Raw genomic sequence first — 21,199 nt, 5'->3', positions numbered from 1 at the left:
TAAAAAACATCTTTATGAATTCCACTGCAGCCATCCAACAAAAGGCGCCCGCGGCTTCTACTGCTTCGCGTCAGCTGAAACTTGCTACTGTACTTATTATCAGCCTCTTCTTTTTATGGGCGCTCACGGGCAATCTCATTCCTGTATTAATACCACATCTCCGGAAAGCCTGCCAGCTGAATGATTTCCAGTCGGCTTTTATTGACGCTGCCTATTGGATCAGCTATTTCTTTTTTGCTTTGCCGGCGGCCTGGGTGATGCGCAAATGGAGTTACAAAACCGGTATCATCACGGGTTTGCTCATTGCCGCTGCGGGGGCTGTGCTGTTTTTCCCCGCCGCAGAACTGCGTTCATTTGGTTTATTCCTCTTTGCCCTGTTCCTGGTAGCCGCCGGCATGACCTTCCTGGAAACCGCTGCCAATCCATATATCACCATTATGGGCACACCCGAAACAGCGGTGCAGCGACTCAATTTTGCGCAGGCTTTTAATGGTCTGGGCGCTTTTGTAGCGGCTTTTTTCCTGAGTAAAGTGATCCTTTCGGGAAAGGAGCTCACGGCTGCGCAAAGCAGCAGCATGTCGCCCGAAGCATTGAATCAATACCTGCTTACCGAAGCACGTTCCGTTCAGGTTCCCTACCTGGCAATTGCAGGCGTGTTGCTGTTTACAGCGTTACTGTTCCGGTTAGTACGATTCCCAAAAATACATGAAGAGCATAGTGGCGGATTGAGTATTAACCTGCGTGTATTCAGGCATGTTCATTTCCGGTGGGGGGTGATCGCACAGTTCGCATATGTAGGTGCGCAGGTTTGTATCTCCAGTTTCTTTATCCGCTATGCAGGTTATAGTGGTCATATGCAGGAGAAAGAGGCGACTACCTATTTGGGATTATTATTGCTTTGCTTTATGACGGGCAGGTATGCGGGTACATTATTCATGCGGAAAATAGCACCGCAACGATTATTGCTGCTATACAGCATTGCGTGCGTATTATTGTTGTGTTACAGTGTAGCCGTTGGCGGTAGAACGGGCGTTTACTTTTTACTAGCGGTGGAATTCTTTATGTCTATTATGTTTCCTACTATTTTTTCACTGGCGATTAAAGATCTTGGTAACGAAACGAAATCAGCGTCTGCTTTCCTGGTAATGTCTATCGTAGGTGGCGCGTTGATACCACTGGCCTTGGGCGCAGTGAGTTTTTACAGCAACGTGCAGCTGGCATATACTATACCGTTGATTTGTTTTGCGGTGGTGGGTTATTATGCGTTAAGACGAGCGGCGCCGGTTACTGTTCCAGCAATTCACTAATGGGTTTACGGGTCAGTCCAAAATATACTTTCTGACCGGCATTATATTTTTCCCGTAATTCAAAGTTTTCGAAAGATGGACCACCGGGGATATTGATGTATGCGTTCGGATCGGTGCTTCCACCGCTCCAATATTTCGCCCGCCCGTTTACCCTTACCTGTAGTGAACTATCGGCCTCACTGGCTTCTTTGCGCCAGTATTGGGTAAGTGTATAAAAAGGGCGGTACCGCCAGCCCCAGCGGGCGGCGTGTTGTTCATCCTCCGGCCAGGCGGCCAGCTCCTTTAATGATTCGTCGGGTTGCGCCATTACCAGGTAGTCCCCGCTTTTATTACGCAACAGCTGCTGTACGGGGTACGGTGCTTTTTCCACGAACCCGGTGCCATCATACCCGTCATATAACGTTTTCGCATACACGACTTTATCCTTCAGGTGTAATTTCCTCAATCGTGCATAATTGCCCATGGTAGCGGTGATGCCACATCGCTCCATGGGCGTGCCACCTGGCTGGTGGAATACTTCTATACATAGTTCTTCCGGCCGGTTGCTGCTGATGCTCAAACGGAGGTAAGGCCGGGCGCCGTTTTCAAATGCTTCCATGAAAACATATAAGCTGAGGGTAGTATATTCCGGATGCTGCGGATCAGGATGTGAAAGCACGCCACGGGTACCGGCAGCAGCCGTAAACCGGCCTGGATCGTTGGTTTCGCCGGTCCACATCAACTTGCCCCACTTCCCGTCTACCCGTGAAGGGGAGATTTCACTGAACTCAATTTTACCATTCACCACCGGCTCTATAGCGATGTAGTTAAGATGGTACACGATGCCTTTCCATTCATACCCGATGCGCAGCAGTCCCCGGGGGCCGCCATCATTGCCGGGCCGCGCGCCTTCTATCGCAGCTGGCCACAGCCCGATTACAATGCCATTGCGTATCCCCCACACCGGTGGACTGGCGGCATTATCAGGTCTGATCCATTGCGGTTCCGACGCTGGTTGCTGCGCAGATGCAGTGCTAACGGCAACGATTATACTAAAAACCAGGCAGCGGTAAATGTTCATCTGTTATTATTTAAACGGCGGATTGTTGCAGCGGGATCGTTTTTCCCCCAACTATCGCGTGTATGGCCGGAATAGTACCATAGGCCACAGTTAAGGAAGGTACACCTTTCTTCCAGCTCACAGTGCCAAAACCTTTGTCGGTGGCCAGGAAGCTGCTGAAGTCGCCGATCTTTGAATCGATATGGATGGCTTTATCTACCGCGTCGTACCGTACGCCGGTGAGTCCCTGCAGTAAGCCGTAGCTCGACATTGCCCGGGCGTACCAGTGCCCGCATTCATATTCATTGAAAGGATTCCTGACGGTACCATCATAACGTTGACGGCAGGCACGTACAATATCAAGTCCCTTTTCCACTTCACCCTGGAACATCAGGTGGGAAGCCACCTGGTATTCGATGCCGGTCCATACTTCATTGCTGTACACAAACGGCAGCGACAACATGCCGCCCTTTGGCCAGGAGCATAGCAGCAGTCCGCCTTCATGCCCCAGTGCATAAGTAGAGCGTTGCGGGTTTTCATGTTGTTGCAGGTCTTTTTTAAGATTGTATTTATGTACGGCCAGTAAGTGGTTTTTTGTTTTGGCAGGATCAACGGGTTCTGGCAGGCCGCATACGCGTGCAATCCAGGAACCCAGCACGCCATCTGAGAGGCATCCTGTACCATATTGATATTTGGGTCCTTCCTTTTTCAGCAGGGCCAATGCTTCCGGCGAGTACTGGGTGCTAAACGACTGCGCTTTTACCGGATCGGGCGCCTGCAGGTCGGTCCATTTTATTTGCTGTATAAAATATTCGCCGTTGTATAACTCCGTTTCCAGGTATTGCTTTCCTTTTGCATAAAGCGTTTTGTAGGCGCTAACATCTTCGCCAAGAAAGGCGCCCATTGCAGTGAACGCCGTGAGTGCCCCCAGATAGAAACTCGTACACATGCCGGTAGGGCCCCAGAATTCAATGTCATAAGTATTATGATGCGGCTCTTCCACAATACCTTTTCTTTTCGGATCCCAGGTGCGGATACAATAATCCATGCTCACTTTCACCAGCGGGAACATTTTCCTCAGCCAGTCGTTATCCCCGCTGATACGCCAGTCGCGGTACATTTTCATAATTCCTCCCAGCTGGCCATCGGCAGCTGAATGGAAGTTATGCACCAATGGCGAAATGGGGATATTTGCACGGAAGCCCTGGTGTCCATCCGTATTTTGATTTTCATGAAACTCGGTATGGCGTAAACTTCTTTCCAATGCTGGAAACAGGTGTGGTACTGCCTGTGCATAATTCCATACATGCGTGCACGTGCCGTGGCAACTTCCCCAGCTGTCGCCCGAGCCTTCCCAGCACCAGAAGCGGCCATCATACTGCCGCATCACGGTAGCGGATTTCAGGATGGTGAGGTTGGCGGCTACTGCTTCCAGCACTTCGGGCGGTAAAGTGCTTTTATAAAAGGTATTTGTAAAAAGAGATGTTTGCCTGTACAGTTCATCATAGTGGCCGGACCAGTAATCGGCTGCTTCTGCCACATCTTTAAACCTGCTGCTGTACCAGGGCCGGTAATATTTGCCGGTAGCGGGAGTGCCGCCACCCGGACTATCACCAATATGAAGTTTTGAATCCGGTACATACCAGGTCATCATCAAACGGATCACTTTTTTCTCACCGGGTTGCAAACGGAAAGGCACATACAAAGATCCTCCGGGTGCGTCTTTCTCTACAGGTGCTGTGTTACGTGTTTCGCCTGCTTTTACGGTATTCCATGACATTGTTAAGGGATCGAACCAACCGCCCCGGAACCAGCAATGATCCACAATAGTAGACGGCTCCGTAGTAAAGATGGCGAATTGGCCTTTCTTTTCGGGTGCATCCGGAACTGCCTCCTGCGATAAAACAAACCCTTGCGGCATGGCCTTTACACTATTGCCTGTATCCCCCTGCCGCATAAAATTGCGGGCATGATAGGAAAAGATATATTCTTCCGGTTTCGCGCCGGTGTTGGTAAACTGGTATTCCAGAGCGCCAAAAGGCATGCTGGCATGATCTTCATCGCCTGGCGTAAAAGGACTCCAGCCTTTTATGGCTACCTGAAGCGGCAATGCGTTATCACGGAGACGGATATCCGCAAACGGGAAGCGTGCGTTAAAAGTGGATTCGTTGAAACGTGGCAACCCCCAGGTGGCGCCGCTGGTGCCGCCTAACCCGGCATCGCGCTGCCCGAATTTTTTCCAGTCGGGCACACTCCCTTCAAGTACCCTCGCTCCATCTGGAATGCCCTTTATACTAATGGCGGCAAACATGGCCGGTTCATAAAACATTTCGGGATTATGGTGTACCGACATATGTGAAATAGCGCCGGTACCTTCCAGGCAAAACATGCCGGCACCTATTCCTCCAACAGGAAAGGCTATACGGTTATTATACTTTCCGCTGTACGTTTCATTAAAACGACGGCCACCGGGCGCCTTTTTTTCTCCCGGCGGAGGCGTTTCTTCCTTTGCCGCCAGCGCTATGGCAGGAATAGTAGTAGCGCCCAGGTAGGCAACAGCAATGTTTTTCAGAAAGAAACGCCGGTTGTTACTTTTTTTCATGTGGGTTCAAAATTTTAAACAGCCGGTAAGCGGTACCGCTGCTGCACTTTACAATAAAATCAACTATGGCTCTGCTGGTTAAATGTGTCGTTTTTCATCGTTTCTCCGTGGACCATTAAATTCTGCTTACACGTTTAAGCAAAATAACAAGATTGAAACTAAAATAATTTATGATAGTATCCTAACGTTTGTGGAAATTTTATTTTGAAGGAGCGATTATTAGTTGCTGTCAAAAAAAACGGGGATGACTAATCATCCCCGCGATCTTTATACAACCAAAATAGACCTCAATACCCCGGATTCTGTTTCAGATTATTATTCTTCTGTATCTCCGTTCTGGGTATCGGGAATAGCGTACGGTTAATGTTATTGGTAGCGGCATGCGACAACCACGACTTTTTCGTAAATGCGCCAAACCGGATCATATCTGTGCGGCGATGACCTTCCTGGTCAAACTCCCAGCCCAGCTCATCCAAAAACCGGCCGAATGAAAGATCCGCCCCGCCTTCATTGCTGAACTGATTATTCACGGCGTCTTTCATACCATATTGGTAAGAACTGCCGCCTTTCAGCTGCGCACCAGTCACCACTGCCTTCGCGGGATTACCCACAAAATCACGTTGCCTTACCTGGGTAACAATGGCTGCTGCCTCGTCGGCCTTACCCGTACGGAGCAAGCTTTCCGCTTTCATCATCAACACTTCTGCGTAGCGGAACAGCGGATAGTCGTTACTCAACCGGTTGGTGGCGCCCATCTTTATTTCAAACTTTCCTAAACGGAAACCATGCACCGACTCTCCCTTTTCCAATCCCGGTAATTCATTCACAAAGCTCAGCGGCTTCCCGGCAAAATCGCCCTGCGCCACAAACAGCATCTGGCCGCCGGCGGTGTACTGCTGGCCCTTGATCCAGTTATTCTGATAGCGGGCATCCGCAACATCAAAGGTGCTGATGAATTGCGGAATAGCGCAGATACCACCCCATGGCGTATTCTTCAGGTTATAGGTCGACTGGTTTTCCTGCTGCAATGTTTGCATGTGCAGGTCAAAGGCATTCCAGTTATTGGTATAATCCTCATCCATCGGAATTGCGAGTATTATTTCTTTTGAACTCTGGTTCTCTGTTACAAACACATTTTTCTGTGCCGGTTCCAGGATATACCCGGCGCCTGAATTCATAACGCTGTCGCAGGCACTGATACATTTTTCCCACTGCGGTGTACCGGTATACACACCTGCGTTCAGGTACATTTTAGCCAGCAGCGTAAAGGCCGCCCATTTGTTGAACTTGCCGTAGGTAGCCACCGTGTTATCCTTGCTCAGCAAGGGAATATTATCGGTGAGGTCTTTTACAATGAAGTCATACACTTCCTTACGCGTGCTTTGTTGAGGCAGAAATCCTGCAGGCAGATCAAACTGTGTTACCACGGGAACATTCCCGTAAAAATCGCAAAGAATGGCATAGTACGACGCGCGGAGCACCTTCAGTTCCGCGAGGGTGGCTTCTTTTTCATCTGTGATGGGTATCAGGCCGGATTCAATCTGGTAGATGATCCTGTTGCAGTTGGTGATACCTGCGTAGGTCCGGGACCAGGTTTGGTTTACCACATCGTCATCGGTAGTCCAGGTGTGCTTGTGCAAACGCTGGTATACCCCGTCATCAAACCATCCCCACGGGCGCTTTGGAATCACCAGCTGATCGCCAGTTACTTCCTGTGCCCGCCAAAGGCCATTCCAGTCCAGCAATATAAACCGCCATTGCGAGTATCCTGCGCCCACCAGCGCGGCAATATCATCTTTAGTAGGATTGAACTCCGTGGAGATGATGGTGGTGTATGGCTTATCTTTTAACTTGGTGCACGCCGACAGTAAAACAATAACCATCAGCAGATTTATTTTACGAAGCATTTTCATATGCGTGTTTTTGGAAGATTAGAAATTCAGGTTCACACCAACGGTAAAGGAACGGGTAGACGGGTATTTGTCGCGGTCGTCCATACCGGGGTTCAGTCCCAACCTGTTTACTTCAGGGTCCAGGCCCTTGTACTTTGTGATAACGAAAGTATTCAGCGAGGAAACATAGAAACGCGCACCTTTGAGATACTTGCTTTTCACCTGTGACAAAGTGTAGCCCAATGTAATGTTATCTATCTTCCAGAAATCGCCGTTTTCCACATAATAGCTGTTGAATTCCAGTGCATTTACATTCAGTACTTTCTTTCCAAAAACAGGATCATAAGCCGATTTCAGGATATTATAATTTTGTATAGATGGATTCTCCATATACATCCTTTGCGAATTAATGATCTGGTACCCGAAAGCGCCGCGCATAGTGATACTGAGATCAAATTGTTTGTAGGAGAAATTATTATTCCAGCCGGCATAATATTTCGGCAAACCATTACCGATTACTTTTTTGTCCTCAAAAGCATGGGCAAAATTATCATAGGCGACCGGTTTACCGTCTCTTCCTTCGTATATCCATTTACCGTTATCATCCACATCAATCACTTTATATCCGTAAAAATCGCCGATACCTTTGCCGATGGTTACAATGTTGGTAAATGTCTGGATGGGAATCCCCGCCGCACCAGTGGTGAAGTAAGGCGTAGTGGTCTGGTATAATTCGTTGGAGAGGCTGATTAATTTATTGCTATTGGTAGAAAAGTTGACGCTTGTATTCCACGTAAAGTCCTTTGCTTTCACCGGGATAAAGTTTAGCATTACCTCAATGCCTTTGTTTTCCATTTTACCTACGTTCGCAGTAGTGGTGCGGTAAAGATTAGGCGGACTGGGTACTTCATAATTATACAGCAATCCTTTGATCCGCCGGTTATATACATCCACATTACCGCTGATGCGGCCTTTCAGCATACTAAAGTCTAATCCTATATTAGCTTCTGCTTTCTCTTCCCAGCGGATAAACGGATTCGCATTGGTAGAAGGCACCAGGATGCGCGACCATTTGCCGTTGGTATATACATAGTCGCCATAGCCAATTAATGGCTGGCTTAAAAACCCATCCAATGGCGGGTTACCGGTAATACCATATCCAACACGCAGTTTCAGGTCGTCAAACAGCCGTTGCTGTTTCATAAAGTTTTCATTTGAAATTCTCCAGCCACCGGATGCTGCCCAGAAATTACCCCAGGGGTTCTTAGCACCAAACAACTGGCTGGCTCCTTCCCTTCTCAGGCTGGCCATCAGCAGGTAACGGTCTTCGTAGCTATAGTTCAGTCGTCCAAAAAAACTGATCAGGTTTGTTTCTCTTTTATAACTGCTGATATTCGCCAGCTGGTTCTTGATGCCTTCTCCCAAACCAATATTATTATACCCAAAAAGATCAGTCGGGAAATCCTGGTTATCGGCATAGTTACCGGAAGACTCATTCTCCTGGTAGCCATATCCGCCTAATAATGTAAAGTGATGCGCATTGAATGACCGGGAATACTCGGCCGTCCATTCTGTAAGGCGATCGATAGATAAATCCGAAGCCACCGATGCAAAGCCATTCACGCCGCTTTTGATATTGGAGATATGCTTCTTCGTTTCTGCATAACCTTTGTTGGAGTTAAAACGCGCGTAGGAGAATAAGGCCGACAGCTTCAAATTATTAATGGGGCGGTAGGTAAGCGTAGCATTCATGCGCGAATTTACATTCTTGGCTTCCCCGTCGCTTTCATATAATAAGGCCATTGGATTTTCATAATCAAAGTTGCCGGTTTGTTCATAGAAGTCGCCGTTTTCTTTACGCACCGGTTCGGTAGGATTCCTGATGACTGTTTGGCGGTAAATCCATCCGTTGAAGCTGTTATCACCATTATTATTACGGTTGTAATTATTGGTTTGGTTCAGGATGCCGATATTCAGTTTCAGTTTATCATCCAGCATACTGTGGTTTACATCGATCCTGCCGGAGAAAGTATTGTTATCACTCTTTTTAAAGATACCCTGTAACGCGCGGTAGTTGGCGGATGCAAGGTAGTTGGTGGTAGCGTTTCCGCCGCGGATGGTGAGGTTATGTACCTGTGAAAACGGCGTACGGGTGGCTTCTTTCAGCCAGTCGGTAGAGCCGCCTGCATCCCATGAAGCCAGCCTGGTGCCGGCTTTAATCTGGTCGCGGTAATCCTGTGCCGTGAGCATATCCAGTTTTTTGGAAATCATTTGCGTGGTAGCATAGCCGCTGTAGTCCACGGCGTTAGCGATGGTGCCTTTGGCTCTTTTTGTGGTGATGATGATAACGCCATTGGATCCTCTTACGCCATAGATGGCTGCAGAGGAACCATCTTTCAGCACATCCACCGATTCAATATCTTCAGGCGCTACTGTTTTCAGATCGCCGGGGATACCATCAACGATAACGAGGGGATTGGCGTTAGCGCCGAATAAGGTGGTGTTACCGCGCAGTAATATTTGTGACCCATCAGTGGGGTTGCCGCTGGGTGTAGCGATGGTTAAACCTGCTACTTTTCCCTGCAACAGCTGTCCCGCATCCAGTACCGGGCCTTTCACGAAGTTGGCCGCCTTCACGGTGGCGATGGCGCTGGTTACATCGCCCCTGCGCTGTGTGCCATAACCAATAACCACGGCTTCGCGGAGACTTGCTATCGATCCCTGCATAACTACATTTATCAAAGTCCTGTTGCCCACCTGCGCTTCTTCATCCTGGTAGCCCACATAGGAAAACACCAGTACGGCGCCGGGGTCCACAGCGATGCGGTATTTTCCGTCCACATCTGTAGAAGTGCCTGTTTGCCCGTTCTTCACTTTCACGCTTACACCGGGCAGTGCCTCATTCTTATCATCGGTTACCTTTCCCTGTATCGTTATTTGCTGAATGGGTATATCATTGATGATTTCCTGGTGCGGAGTTTCTTTTTCCACGATAATGATCAGGTTATCTTTCTGCAGGTAACTAAGCTTCGTATTCTTCAGTACTTTGTCCAGTACAACAGAGAGCGGTTGCCTGTTTGCAGATACGGACAACTGCCTGTATTCCGCTACCAGTTTATCATTATACACAAATGAAAGCCCGCTTTTCTTTTCTATCTCTGTCAGGATATCATGCAGGGAGCGGTTCTCCAGCTGCACATCTATTTTTATCTCCCTGGCTGTTTGCCCTGTTAAGGCGCCTGCAAACAAAAGTTGTGTGCCCAGTGAAATGAGCAGGAATATGCTACAGCCGGTGCGCATCGTTTTCCGGATGGCATAGAGATGACACCAAATGAATTGCTTCATAACGAGTGAGAATTTTGGTTAAGAAAAGATTTAGAATTGTACTACTTTATTCCGGGCTGACCAGTTAAGTTTGTTGGCTTTAGCAATAGCGAAAAGAATTTTTTCCAATGAATCGGTGGAACTGAAATTTGCTGTAAAACGTATTCCCTTCGTAGCTTCATCTTTAAAAACTATTTTGACATCATAAATATTCTCCAGCAGGATGGCCACGTGCTGCAAAGTTTCATTACGGAAGATTAATTTCCCTGTGAGCCACCCGGTGGTGGCCGCCGCGTCCACTTTCCTTTTCTGTGGTGACCCGTTGGCAGTATGGATGATAGCCTGTTCATCCGGCAGCACCATCAAAGGCGCTTCCTGCGAAGATGTTTCCACTGCTACCTTACCACGTATAACCGTAACTGTTACCTCTCCCAATGCTTTGTATGCCTGTACATTGAATGCGGTGCCCAGTACTTCTGTTTGTACGCCTGCACTTGAAACAGTAAAGGGATGCATAGGATCAGTTGTTACGTCAAAACAAGCTTCTCCTTCCAGCAGCGTTACCGTTCTGTTCTCCCGGAAGTTTTCCGGGTAACGGATACCGGAGCCTGCATTCAATGTTACTATTGACCCATCCGGAAGCGGTATTTTCAGCTGTTGCCCCCTGGCGGTGGATCTTGTAACATACTGTGCTGCAACGGTGCCTGTGTTGTGATAATGCAGGTATGCCCATGTGCCCAATGATAAAATAACAATAACAGAAGCGGCTACACGCAGCAATACCGGGAGCTTAAAAAAATTTTGTCTTTTGATTTGTCTGTCGATGCGTTCTTTCAGCCGCTGCATTACCAATTCTTTATCTGCAGGCAACTCCTCCCCGCTTCCTTCTTCTGAAAGGCGGTCGAACCACTGCTCCATCCACTCTTTTTGTTCCGGCGTGCATTTCCCTTCCAGGTAAAGTTCCAGCAGCGTGTTAAAGTCAGTTTCATTCATAACGGCTGTTTTTCTTTGTATGGAACACGTGGTTAATATAGAAGTGTATAAAAAGAAGGGATGGTAGTAGATGACTTAAAAAAAAGTTGAAAAAATTATACATTCAGTTTGAGGTGCAGGTATTTCAATGCATTGCTGATCTGTTTCTTTACTGTTTTATCGGAGATATTCAGCTTATGTGCAATTTCTTTATGAGAGAGATCTTCTGTTCTGCTGAGGAGAAATACTTCCCGCATTTTCAGGGGCAGCTTATCTATTTCACGGTTTACCAGCAGGGAAAGCTCATTGGCGGCCAGTTGCCGTTCAAAAAGGTCGTCGGCCTCCGCGAAGAGTATGCCCCAGGATTTACGGAAGTGGTTTCTTTTGATTTCCTGGCGGATGTACCGGAAGCCGCCATATCGTACACAGGAATGAAGATAGGTATACAGTGATTCTACATTGTGCAGGTTACTGCGGCGTTTCCACAGGGACACAAATACTTCCTGCAGGATATCTTCCGCCTCCGCGGTATCCTTGATTGCCTTTACCAGATAAAAGTACAGCCGTTCCCAATAACGCATATAGATCACATCAAAGGCTTCCTTGCTATCCTCTTTCAGCAAATTTAAAAGAATATCGTCTGCATATTGTTGAAGATGCACACTATTCATAAGTGGAAAATTAACATAAACGTGAAACCTCTCTTTACCTACGGCCTTCTGTTCCTTCGGAACGTGAGAATTATTAATTGTCTAATATACAATTAATAACTATTGACCCGTTATTTTTTTTCCGGATTTTTTTTAATTATTATAGAAGATTTGATGGATAAGGGTTTACGGGAAACAAACCACTGTTCAATTGTTATTTTATATTAATTGTCATTTTTACACGAAATACATTCCCCGGAAGGAATGCCTTCCGGGGAATGGGGATAAAAAATGTAAACGGTATCCTTTAACGGGCATTTATTTGAACCATTCTATATAGTCTGCTATAAAAGCGGCGGCGGTACGCGCCGGCTTGCCCAACACCTGCTGCACATCATTGCTCACATAAGTGGCGTCGCCATTCCGCTGTACTTCAGCATACGTTATCAGGGTTTGAATGGTCCACTGCGGCATGCCCGTCTTTTCCATCCGTTCCCGGGCTTCCTCCAGGGTGAGCGGCACATAGGTCACTTTCTGATGGATCACCGTTCCTATGATATCGGCGAGCTGCCAGTAATTAAGGACTTCGTCGCCGGTGAGGATATACGTTTGCCCGGCATGTTTTGCCGGGTCTTTGAGCACGGTAAATGCCACTTCCGCAATATCCCGCAGGTCGATGTATGCCCGCCCGCCATCGCCGGTAGCTTCATAAATACTGCGCTCTTCTTTTACCCGTTTTGAAAACTCGCCCAGCCAGTTCTGCATAAAACCAGTCGGCTGCAGGATGGTCCAGTCCAGGCCGGAGGCTTTCAGCAAGTCTTCCACTTGCCTGTGCGACTGCCCGATGGCCGATGGCGCAATGTGTGCAGGCCAGCTTTTACCGGCTGCCGCAGAGGATAATTTTACAAAGCTTTTCACCCCGGCAGCCTTCGCCGCGGTGATTACATTGTGTTGTTCCGCTATGAAGCTGGCCCCCATGCCAGATACCAGAAAAACCGCCACACTGTTTTTCATGGTGGCAGGAAGCGTTTCCGGCCGGCTCATATCCGCGGCCACCCATTCTACAAAAGGCAGGCTTTCAGCCCTGCCCAGGTCGCGGGTTACTGCAATAGTGGGCAGCTGCGCCTCTGATAAGAAACCGAGCAATGCCCTGCCTATTTTTCCTGTTGCACCAAACACGGTGCGGTACGGTGTGTTTTCCATTTTAATGATTTAATTTAGCAGACCCAAAGTTACCGCCCGTAAATTCCGGCTGATAACGCAGAAGGAACTCTCATCAACGCAAAAAGAAGTATTATGATCCGCAGATGCCAGGTAACCCATAGCGCAGATAAACCTCCCGTGCAGGAAAAACAGCTGAGTATTGGAGATGCCTCCGGGTTTCGCATTCAACTGGAAGAGATCACTTTTAACGGCGTAGATCTACGCTGGGGAAGCTACATCAACCACGACGCCAAAGTGATGTCTTTTCATCCGGACAAAAAGGCCATTGTATCACACTTCAGGATACAGGATGCCGGCGCCGCCAGCACACACGCCATCCGCGAAAAACAGTTCGTGGTATACCGCGAATCACCGGAGTCGCACGATCTGTTCATTCCTCCCACCAATAATAAAATACGCTCCTTCTTTGAACTGATCGTTACGGATGATTTCTTTGATCATATTTTCACGGAAGAAAGCCGTTTTATGGAACGTTTCCGCCGGTACAACACTTTTAATATACCTGCGCCGGAATTTACCGCACAAATGCTGCCGGCCATGCACAGCGTCATCAACGATATGCAACATAGCCCATACAGCGGCGCGCTAAAGGCTACCTACCTGGAAACCAAAGCCACGGAATTATTCCTGATGCAGGTGCTGCAACTGGACCAGCCATCGCCCGCTCCCGCAGGATTAACACCCGGCGATACAGAGCGGCTTCACAGCATTAAATACTACATCGATCAGCACTATGAGCAACCACTTTCCATACTGGAACTGGCCCGCACTGCCGGTATTAACCAGATGAAGCTGAAAAACGGCTTTAAAGCCCTGTTTAACACCACCGTATTTGGCTACATCTCAGGATTGAAAATGCAGGAAGCCAGGCGATTGCTGCTGGAGGAAAAAATGTATGTAAACGAGGTGGCCGACAGGATGGGCTATAAATATCCCCAGCACTTCACAGCTGCCTTCCGGAAGAAATTCGGCCTGCTTCCGAAAGATCTTAAAAACTAAGCTGCCCGCTGTAAACACAACGGGCAGCAGCATGGGTGACCAGATATTTATCTCCCGGAATTAATAACCGGGATTTTGTACGATCAACGGATCTGTTTGTGTTTCTATATAAGGGATCGGCCACAGGTAATCCCGTGCAGCATTAAAGGTGCGCACTTCTATCACCCTCATTTCGCTTTTATTGGGCACTGCACTGTAATCGGCGATCCCATTGGCATCTATCTTCGGGGCGGCAGCAAGCCAGCCTCTCGGCACACGGCCATAAAATGGCCCTTTCATCACTTTATCGGCAATCTTCCAGCGGCGGATATCAAACAAACGGAATCCTTCCATCGACAATTCGTGCATCCGCTCTTTCCTTACTGCAGAACGAAGCGCTTCCTGTGTGCTGCCGGCGGGAATGTCCGGCATGTTTACTCCCGGCCGTTTCCTTACCGCGTTAATCGCCTGGTATACGGTGGCATCCAGCTCATTGGCTTCTATTTTTGCCTCCGCATACATGAGCAGTATTTCCGCATACCGTGCGAGGATCACGCTCATGGTCGACTGGCGCGTGTTGTCTTTATCTTTCAAATCCACATACTTACGCCAGCAATAACCACTGAAAGAAGCGTAAGCGTTAACGGCATCCTGGTTTACGATCCGGGTAGCCGGGTTGGTATTATAGTTCCAGCACGTGAGACTGTCCTTATGCGTTTCAAACTGGTAATTAAAAAAGATGGATCCCGGGAGTGCAATCGTGAAGCCAAGCCGCGGATCGCGGTGTTCAAAAGGCTTCTGCGGGTTGAACAACGGTGATTGATCAATGGTTAGTCCGTCGGTACACTCATAGCTGTCGACCAGCGACTGTGAAGGAATTTTATTGGAAGCACCGCCGGCATTCCTGCACAGGAGCGGGTACGGTCCTACCCAGTTGATAACCGGCAACTGATACTGCAGGGACAGGATCACTTCCGGCGAATTTTTTCCATCATAGCTAAATAACCGCGGGTAGCTGTCATCCAGCTTGTACACGTTTAGATCCATCACTGCTTTGGCGGCATCAGCAGCAGTTTTCCATTGTTCGTTATACAGCGCCGCCCTTGCTTTTATAGTGAGCGCTGCGCCTTTGGTAGCACGGCCATTATCGGTAGCCGGATAGGTAACCGGCAGTAATGCTGCCGCACTGTCCAGCTCATCGAACACGAATTTAAGTATGGCTGCTTTCTCGCTGCGTGGCACCTGCGAGTTTTCCAATGAAAGGGTATGCGTTACCAACGGCACCCCGCCAAACATCGACAGCAGCTGTTGGTACATAAATGCCCTTACAAAACGGGTTTCGCCCATACTGCGCTGGTACAGCAAGGGATCAGTCACGGCCCGTACTCTTTCCGCATTATCCAGTATATAATTACACCGTCCTATCACCTTGTAGTAATCCGTCCAGATGCCTTGTGTAAAGGTATTGTTGGCATCGTGGTTACCCAGCCCTATTTTTTGCAGGTCGCTGTTGTTCCGCTCATAGCCAATATCACTGATGGCATCAAACAGGAGCACTGAGGGAAACCCATCCAGCTGGGCCGGGTCGGAGGCTTTGTCCATAGGCTTATTCAGCCCTTTATACAGTCCGTTCACTGCCAGCAGCAGTTCGTCCTGGTTATTGAAATAAGCGGCGTCGGAAGGGCCGGTTAAAGGATCTTTATCCAGGTAATCTTTATTACAGGCCTGTATCCCCAGCAGGGTAACAGCCACAATCATCCAACAGGTAAAACGCTTCCTCATGATTTCGGTTTTTAGAAATTTACATTAACACCAAAACTGTAGACCTTTACAATGGCATAGTTGTCGGCCACGCCCACAGCTGTTTCCACATCATAGCCCGGCCAGAACTTACTGGACGTAAACAGGTTGGAACCATTTACAAACACCCGCAGGCTGTTGATCCGCATGGATTTCACCAGGTTGGCCGGCAGCGTATATCCCAGTTGTAAGTTTTTCAGGCGCAGATAAGCGGCGCTCTTCATCCAGAAACTGGAGATCTGCTGGTTGTTGGTGCCGCCAAATACCAGCCGCGGAAAGGCGGCATCTTTATGCTCGGGCGTCCAGTAATCTTTGAAGCGTTCCTGCGCGGTACCGCCTACAGAGCTTACATAAAAAGGCATGATACCGGCGCCGTAAATCAGGCCGTCTACTTTACCTACGCCCTGCAGAAATGCGCTGAGGTCAAAGCCTTTCCACGATGCGTTTAAACTAACGCCATAAGTATAGCGGGGAATGGTGTTGCCAATAATTACCTTATCACTTTCATTGATGATGCCATCGCCATTCTGATCTTTATATTTGATATCGCCTGGCGCAACGGTACCGAATTGTGTGGCATGTTTGGCTACATCATCGGCATTCTGGAAAAATCCCTCTGCCTCTAACCCGAAAATTGAGTTCACCGGGTAACCTTCCCTGCTCACGGTTACAGCCGATTGGTTAATACCGTGCATATCCACTACTTTATTTTTCACATCGGATACGTTCACACCGATGTTGTATTTAAAGTCGCGGATCCTGCCATCATAGTTGATGCCAAGCTCCCAGCCTTTGTTGCTTACTTTTCCTGCGTTCTGGTAAGGTGCTGTCAGCCCCGTGATCAGTGGTATATTGAGCAACAGCAGGATATCTTTTGTTTTGCTGACATAATAATCTCCTGTTATGGAGAGATGGGAAAACAAGGTTACATCAAATCCTATATCGCTCATCTCGGTACTTTCCCAGGTGATATTTTTGTTCGCGAGAGAATCCAGGGCGGCGGCGCCTATGATTTGTCCGCCCATTGTATAGGAGCTGAGGTTCACTACGGTGGCAGACGGGTAGGTTCCTATGTTCTGGTTACCCAGCCGGCCCCACGATGCGCGGAGCTTTAATTCATTCACCACCGGTTTGAGCGATGCCATAAATGCTTCTTCTGAAATACGCCATCCGGCTGAGGCGGAAGGGAATACCCCCCATTTGCGGCCTTCTGCAAAACGGGAAGATCCGTCGTAGCGGGTATTGACTTCAAGCAGGTACTTTTCTTTGTAGTTATAGTTGATCCTGCCGAAAAAGGAACGCAGCGCCCACTCTTCGCCGGCGCCGCCGTTATTCATATTGGTAGCCGCTCCGGCATTCAGTATGGGATAGTCGGGTAAAACGTAGTTGTCGCGGTACGCGGTGAATCTGTCCTGGCGGTAGCTGTTTTGTTCCACACCGCCCAATACTTTCAGGTCGTGTACGCCGTATTTTTTCTGGAACGTGAGGGTACCGCGCATGTTGTTATAAAACTGCCGCTGACTGGAAACGTCCAGGGTGCTTACCGGTGGAAACTTATAGCTGGGAGTGCCATCAGGATGATACGTTTGCACTACTTTATTAAACTTGTTCGTATAGGTTTGCACGTATTTGGGGGCGATATTAAAGGAAGCAGTAAGCCATTCTACCGGCTGGTAGTTAATGGACGTGTTAAGACTGCCCCAGGGCGCGCTTACGCGGTTCAGGCCCCCTTCGCTGGCGGCTGCCGCCGGGTTAATGCCTACCCATCCTTCCCCGCGGGTACCGTTGGCGTTTACAGCCAGCTGGTTGGGGGAAATATTATTCATATAGGCAAAGATCACATCGGCGCCTGTTGCCGGCTCGGTGGTTACCGGGCTGATATACTGCAGGTCAAACTGCATGTTTAACTTCTTCGAAAAAATGATATCGGTATTACTGCGGATGGTAAGGCGTTTAAATTCGTTGTTATCCATCAATCCTTTCTGATCAAAATACCCCAAGGACACCAGCATCTTTACTTTATCGGTACCACCGTTCACTGTCAGGAAATGGCTCTGTTGAAAACCGGAACCGGTTAACACGGCCTTCTGCCAGTCGGTATTGGGCAGTGAATCGGAGCTGCCGTTTCCCTGCCGCCGGTATTTTTCCAGCAGTGCATCGGAGTACAACGGAGAGCGGCCCGAATTTTTATACGCTTCATTCGCCAGCAGCATATAATCCAGCGCGTTGGTGAGTGCAGGCAGATTGGTAGGTTTCTGCCAGCCAACGTAGTTGTTGTAGTTAATGGACAGCTTATTGCTTTTGCCTCTCTTGGTGGTTACGAGTATTACGCCGTTGGCCGCACGCGAACCATATATAGCTGCCGATGCCGCATCTTTCAACACACTGACGGAGGCGATCACATTAGGATCGATGTTGTTGATAGAGCCTTCCACGCCATCGATGAGCACCAGCGGATCGGGGTTTTTCAGGGTACCCCAGCCGCGCACGCGCACCGTACCGCCATCGCCACCGGGTTTACCGTTGCCTTGCGTGATAGTAACGCCGGGCATGGTACCTTGCAACCCTGCGGCGGTTTGTCCTACCGGCCGCGCGGCCAGCACCTCGCCGGACACCGTGGCTACGGCTCCCGTGAGGTTTATTTTTTTCTGGGTACTATATCCTACTACCACCACTTCCGTTAATGCTGCGGGGGTAACGGACAGCGGTATACGAAAAAACTTCTCCCCCTTAACAGGTTGTTGTTTTGTGAGATACCCGATGCTGGAAATACTCAGTACGTCCTGGTCTGTTACATTGGGCAGTGAAAACTTTCCGTTTTCATCTGTGAGCACGCCTTTTGTAGTGCCTTTGATGCCTACTGTTACGCCAGGTAAGCCTACACCGGCGCTATCCGTAACGATGCCGGTAATGGTTTTTGCCGGTGAGCTGCCGTCCTGTGGGGAAAGCGTTCCGCCGGGCGGTGTGTTTTTTTTGATAACGACGGTGCCGTATTTAATCGTGTAGGTAAGCGGAAGATCTTTCAGGCAGATCTTCAGGGCTTCTTCCAGCGATTTGTTGGCGATATTCACGCTGAGCGGCGGCGCATCTTCCAGCAGTTTTTCATCGCAGATAAACTGGTAGCCGGTTTGCTTGCTGATAAGATCAAATACTTTATCCAGCGGCATTTTACTCACGGAGAGCTTTACGGTTTGAGCGCTGGCGGTAAGTGAGGCTGCCAGCAGCAGCCAGGCGGTAAATTTAAATACCCGCCATGTTCGTTGTTTAGCCGGCATACGGCTCCTGCTCCCGTGGGAGTGGACAATGGTAAACAGTTCCATACTATCTTCTGGTTGAGTTTAAATAATTCATACGTGGAGTACTCTCCTGATTTACTTCATAGTGGCGGGCATTACGGTGATACGGCTTCCATTGATGGTGAAATGCACCCTTCCGGTTTGTTCCAGCAGCTCCAGGAGCTGTGTTACACTTTCCTTGCGGGTCATGCTGCCATACAGCTGAATACCGGAAAGATCGCCCTTGTATTCGATGTCCACATCATACCACCGGGCTATCTGTCGCATGATAACGGTGATATCTGTTTTGCGGAATTTGAACTGTCCTTCTTTCCAGGCCATTACCTCTTCTATTTCCGGGCGGGTAATTAAAAACTGGTTTTCTTTTTCAGCGATGCTTGCCTGCTGACCAGGTTTCATCATTGCGGTAGCAGCGCCTTGTGTTACGCTGACAGCGCCTTCCAGCAGGGTTGTTTTTACACGTGCTTCGTCGGTGTAAGCCATTACGTTAAAGTGAGTGCCCAGTACTTTCACCTGTATACCGGATGTTTGAACCACAAAAGGCTTTGCCACATTTTGTGCGATTTCAAAATACGCTTCCCCGGTGAGGAGTACTGTTCTGTTGCTGCCTGTAAACACTACAGGGAATTTCAGTGAAGAGGCGGCGTTCAGCCATACCTGGCTGCCATCGGGCAGTACTACCTGGTACTGTCCTCCTTTAGGCGTGCGGATGGTATTATATTCGGGGGCGGCGCCACTGCTGCTGCTCATGCCACGATAGGCGAGCCGGCCACTGTCCAGTTTAATGATACGGGTGTTTCCCTGTTTGCCTACTGTTCCTGTTCCTGCATCATCCAGTACAATGGTGCTGCCATCTGCCAGGATCAGCTCAGCTTTATTACCTGCCGGTATGGGCGAAGCTGTTTTACTTGATACCAACGGTGCCGGGCTTGCGTAATAATAGCGCCAGGTGTAACCCGCTGCCAGTATAAATGCTACTGCTGCTGCCGCGGCCATTGTTTTATAAAAAGTGCGGATACTTTTCCGGGAGATGTGATAGCGGTTATCTTCCTCCTTTATTGGTGGTTGCGCATCGTTGCCTGTTTCCGCGTCATCATCTCTCCGCGTCAGCGCCTGCCGCAAGGCAGCAGTTTCCATTACCTTGTTAAAAGCCTGTTGCAGATCAGGATGAGCGTTAGCCGCATACCTGTCTTCCGCCAGTATGGCTTCAATCATTTCTTCCATTGCCGGCCCGTTACGTTCAGCCTGCATCAATACCTGCAGGCGCCTGGTTTCTTCCGGTGTAATCCGGTTGTCCAGGTATTTCTCCAATAAATCTTTTAACTCATCGTGTAACATAAAACCGGATGCAAGCACAACACTCTCATGAAGGGTTGTATAATAAAGACGAAAAAAGAACGAACGGGAATCCTTCTGTTACCGGAAAATATTTCACTTCGTTTAACCGGCAACGTTATCACCTGTTTCCATGCTCATGTAACATGCTCCGCTCTCCCACCCATATACTTCCGGATGGCGGCAATGGACCGTGCAATATAATTTTTGGAAGTGACCCTGGAAATATTCATCTGCCGGGCTATTTCATCGTGCGACAATCCCTGGAAGCGGCTCAGGCGGAAGGCCAGTTGCATTTGCGCCGGCAGCTGGTTAATGGCAGCATGCAACTGGCCTTCAAAATCCTTCAGTTCCAGTTTATCCTGGGCAGACGGCTGGTCCGATGCCATGTACACATGGTGTCCTTCTTCCTGCACCGTGGGCAATACCCTTTTCCTGAACTCATCCAGGATCAGGTTTTTTGCCATCGTATACAGGAAGGCATCGAAACGCTGTACTGCCAGCAGGCGTTCCCGGTTCATCCATATTTTTATAAAAATTTCCTGTGTCAGGTCTTCTGCCACGGCAGGCGACTTAACAAATTGCAGGGTGTTGGCATACATCTTCCCCCAGTACCGGTCAAATAACCGCTGGAAGGCGGGCTGATCCCCCGCTGCCACACGCAGCAACAGCTCTTTTTCATTATGTGGACTATCTTTCGGCAAGGAAGGTCATGGAATTTATTACAAAATAATCATTTCGCGGAACTACCTGTAATTATAAAGACGATAAAAAATGTAA

13 protein-coding genes are annotated in these 21,199 nt (G+C 48.7%); 2 read left to right on the top strand and 11 right to left on the bottom strand.

Annotation, left to right across the window (positions count from 1 at the left end):
- Positions 1–14 precede the first annotated feature (14 nt).
- Positions 15–1,307 carry an L-fucose:H+ symporter permease gene (fucP, locus tag ACLHR0_RS18405; protein ID WP_436488512.1) on the top strand — a complete coding sequence of 431 codons (1,293 nt, stop codon included), beginning with the start codon at positions 15–17 and terminating at the stop codon, positions 1,305–1,307.
- Here the strand turns inward: fucP and ACLHR0_RS18400 are convergent.
- The 7 genes from ACLHR0_RS18400 to ACLHR0_RS18370 form a co-directional block, all read right to left on the bottom strand.
- Positions 1,285–2,367 carry a hypothetical protein gene (locus ACLHR0_RS18400; protein WP_429046320.1) on the bottom strand — a complete coding sequence of 361 codons (1,083 nt, stop codon included), beginning with the start codon at positions 2,365–2,367 and terminating at the stop codon, positions 1,285–1,287. The genes fucP and ACLHR0_RS18400 overlap by 23 nt on opposite strands.
- A gap of 10 nt (positions 2,368–2,377) precedes the next feature.
- Positions 2,378–4,948: a GH116 family glycosyl hydrolase gene (locus tag ACLHR0_RS18395; protein WP_436488510.1), complete on the bottom strand. Its 2,571-nt coding sequence runs from the start codon at positions 4,946–4,948 to the stop codon at positions 2,378–2,380.
- A gap of 287 nt (positions 4,949–5,235) precedes the next feature.
- A complete protein-coding gene (locus tag ACLHR0_RS18390) occupies positions 5,236–6,831 on the bottom strand; it encodes a RagB/SusD family nutrient uptake outer membrane protein (protein ID WP_436488508.1) in 1,596 nt (531 codons plus the stop codon).
- Between the two features lie 48 nt (positions 6,832–6,879).
- Positions 6,880–10,185 carry a TonB-dependent receptor gene (locus ACLHR0_RS18385; protein ID WP_436488506.1) on the bottom strand — a complete coding sequence of 1,102 codons (3,306 nt, stop codon included), beginning with the start codon at positions 10,183–10,185 and terminating at the stop codon, positions 6,880–6,882.
- Between the two features lie 30 nt (positions 10,186–10,215).
- On the bottom strand, positions 10,216–11,157 hold the full coding sequence (locus ACLHR0_RS18380) for a FecR family protein (protein WP_436488504.1): 942 nt from the start codon (positions 11,155–11,157) through the stop codon (positions 10,216–10,218).
- Between the two features lie 95 nt (positions 11,158–11,252).
- The gene (locus ACLHR0_RS18375; protein WP_370911667.1) at positions 11,253–11,807 is read right to left on the bottom strand and encodes an RNA polymerase sigma-70 factor; all 555 of its coding nucleotides are present in this window, start codon (positions 11,805–11,807) and stop codon (positions 11,253–11,255) included.
- A 297-nt stretch (positions 11,808–12,104) separates the two neighbouring features.
- On the bottom strand, positions 12,105–12,989 hold the full coding sequence (locus ACLHR0_RS18370) for an SDR family oxidoreductase (RefSeq protein WP_436488503.1): 885 nt from the start codon (positions 12,987–12,989) through the stop codon (positions 12,105–12,107).
- 93 nt (positions 12,990–13,082) lie between these two features.
- Here ACLHR0_RS18370 and ACLHR0_RS18365 point away from each other — a divergent pair, with 93 nt between their 5' ends.
- Entirely contained in the window at positions 13,083–14,009 is a 927-nt protein-coding gene (locus ACLHR0_RS18365) for a helix-turn-helix transcriptional regulator (RefSeq protein ID WP_436488501.1), read from the top strand.
- Between the two features lie 60 nt (positions 14,010–14,069).
- On the opposite strand, the gene ACLHR0_RS18360 is transcribed toward ACLHR0_RS18365, so the two are convergent.
- The 4 genes from ACLHR0_RS18360 to ACLHR0_RS18345 form a co-directional block, all read right to left on the bottom strand.
- A complete protein-coding gene (locus tag ACLHR0_RS18360; RefSeq protein WP_436488499.1) occupies positions 14,070–15,770 on the bottom strand; it encodes a RagB/SusD family nutrient uptake outer membrane protein in 1,701 nt (566 codons plus the stop codon).
- An 11-nt stretch (positions 15,771–15,781) separates the two neighbouring features.
- Positions 15,782–19,108 (bottom strand): TonB-dependent receptor, encoded by a 3,327-nt coding sequence (locus tag ACLHR0_RS18355; protein WP_436488497.1) that lies wholly within the window; start codon positions 19,106–19,108, stop codon positions 15,782–15,784.
- Positions 19,109–19,159: 51 nt separating this feature from the next.
- The gene (locus tag ACLHR0_RS18350; RefSeq protein ID WP_429060818.1) at positions 19,160–20,422 is read right to left on the bottom strand and encodes a FecR family protein; all 1,263 of its coding nucleotides are present in this window, start codon (positions 20,420–20,422) and stop codon (positions 19,160–19,162) included.
- A gap of 134 nt (positions 20,423–20,556) precedes the next feature.
- The gene (locus ACLHR0_RS18345) at positions 20,557–21,123 is read right to left on the bottom strand and encodes an RNA polymerase sigma factor (RefSeq protein ID WP_429046308.1); all 567 of its coding nucleotides are present in this window, start codon (positions 21,121–21,123) and stop codon (positions 20,557–20,559) included.
- Positions 21,124–21,199: the final 76 nt, after the last annotated feature.

This window comes from Chitinophaga sp. ARDCPP14 (assembly GCF_051362515.1).
GTDB lineage: Bacteria > Bacteroidota > Bacteroidia > Chitinophagales > Chitinophagaceae > Chitinophaga.
Note: the sequence above shows the minus strand (reverse complement) of the source record. Positions and strands in the feature narration are given on the sequence as shown.

Bases quoted from the DNA above. Each gene is read 5' to 3' on its own strand.
- fucP (WP_436488512.1), top strand. From the start codon at position 15: ATGAATTCCACTGCAGCCATCCAACAAAAGGCGCCCGCGGCTTCTACT.
- ACLHR0_RS18400 (WP_429046320.1), bottom strand. From the start codon at position 2,367: ATGAACATTTACCGCTGCCTGGTTTTTAGTATAATCGTTGCCGTTAGC.
- ACLHR0_RS18395 (WP_436488510.1), bottom strand. From the start codon at position 4,948: ATGAAAAAAAGTAACAACCGGCGTTTCTTTCTGAAAAACATTGCTGTT.
- ACLHR0_RS18390 (WP_436488508.1), bottom strand. From the start codon at position 6,831: ATGGTTATTGTTTTACTGTCGGCGTGCACCAAGTTAAAAGATAAGCCA.
- ACLHR0_RS18385 (WP_436488506.1), bottom strand. From the start codon at position 10,185: ATGAAGCAATTCATTTGGTGTCATCTCTATGCCATCCGGAAAACGATG.
- ACLHR0_RS18380 (WP_436488504.1), bottom strand. From the start codon at position 11,157: ATGAATGAAACTGACTTTAACACGCTGCTGGAACTTTACCTGGAAGGG.
- ACLHR0_RS18375 (WP_370911667.1), bottom strand. From the start codon at position 11,807: ATGAATAGTGTGCATCTTCAACAATATGCAGACGATATTCTTTTAAAT.
- ACLHR0_RS18370 (WP_436488503.1), bottom strand. From the start codon at position 12,989: ATGGAAAACACACCGTACCGCACCGTGTTTGGTGCAACAGGAAAAATA.
- ACLHR0_RS18365 (WP_436488501.1), top strand. From the start codon at position 13,083: ATGATCCGCAGATGCCAGGTAACCCATAGCGCAGATAAACCTCCCGTG.
- ACLHR0_RS18360 (WP_436488499.1), bottom strand. From the start codon at position 15,770: ATGAGGAAGCGTTTTACCTGTTGGATGATTGTGGCTGTTACCCTGCTG.
- ACLHR0_RS18355 (WP_436488497.1), bottom strand. From the start codon at position 19,108: ATGGAACTGTTTACCATTGTCCACTCCCACGGGAGCAGGAGCCGTATG.
- ACLHR0_RS18350 (WP_429060818.1), bottom strand. From the start codon at position 20,422: ATGTTACACGATGAGTTAAAAGATTTATTGGAGAAATACCTGGACAAC.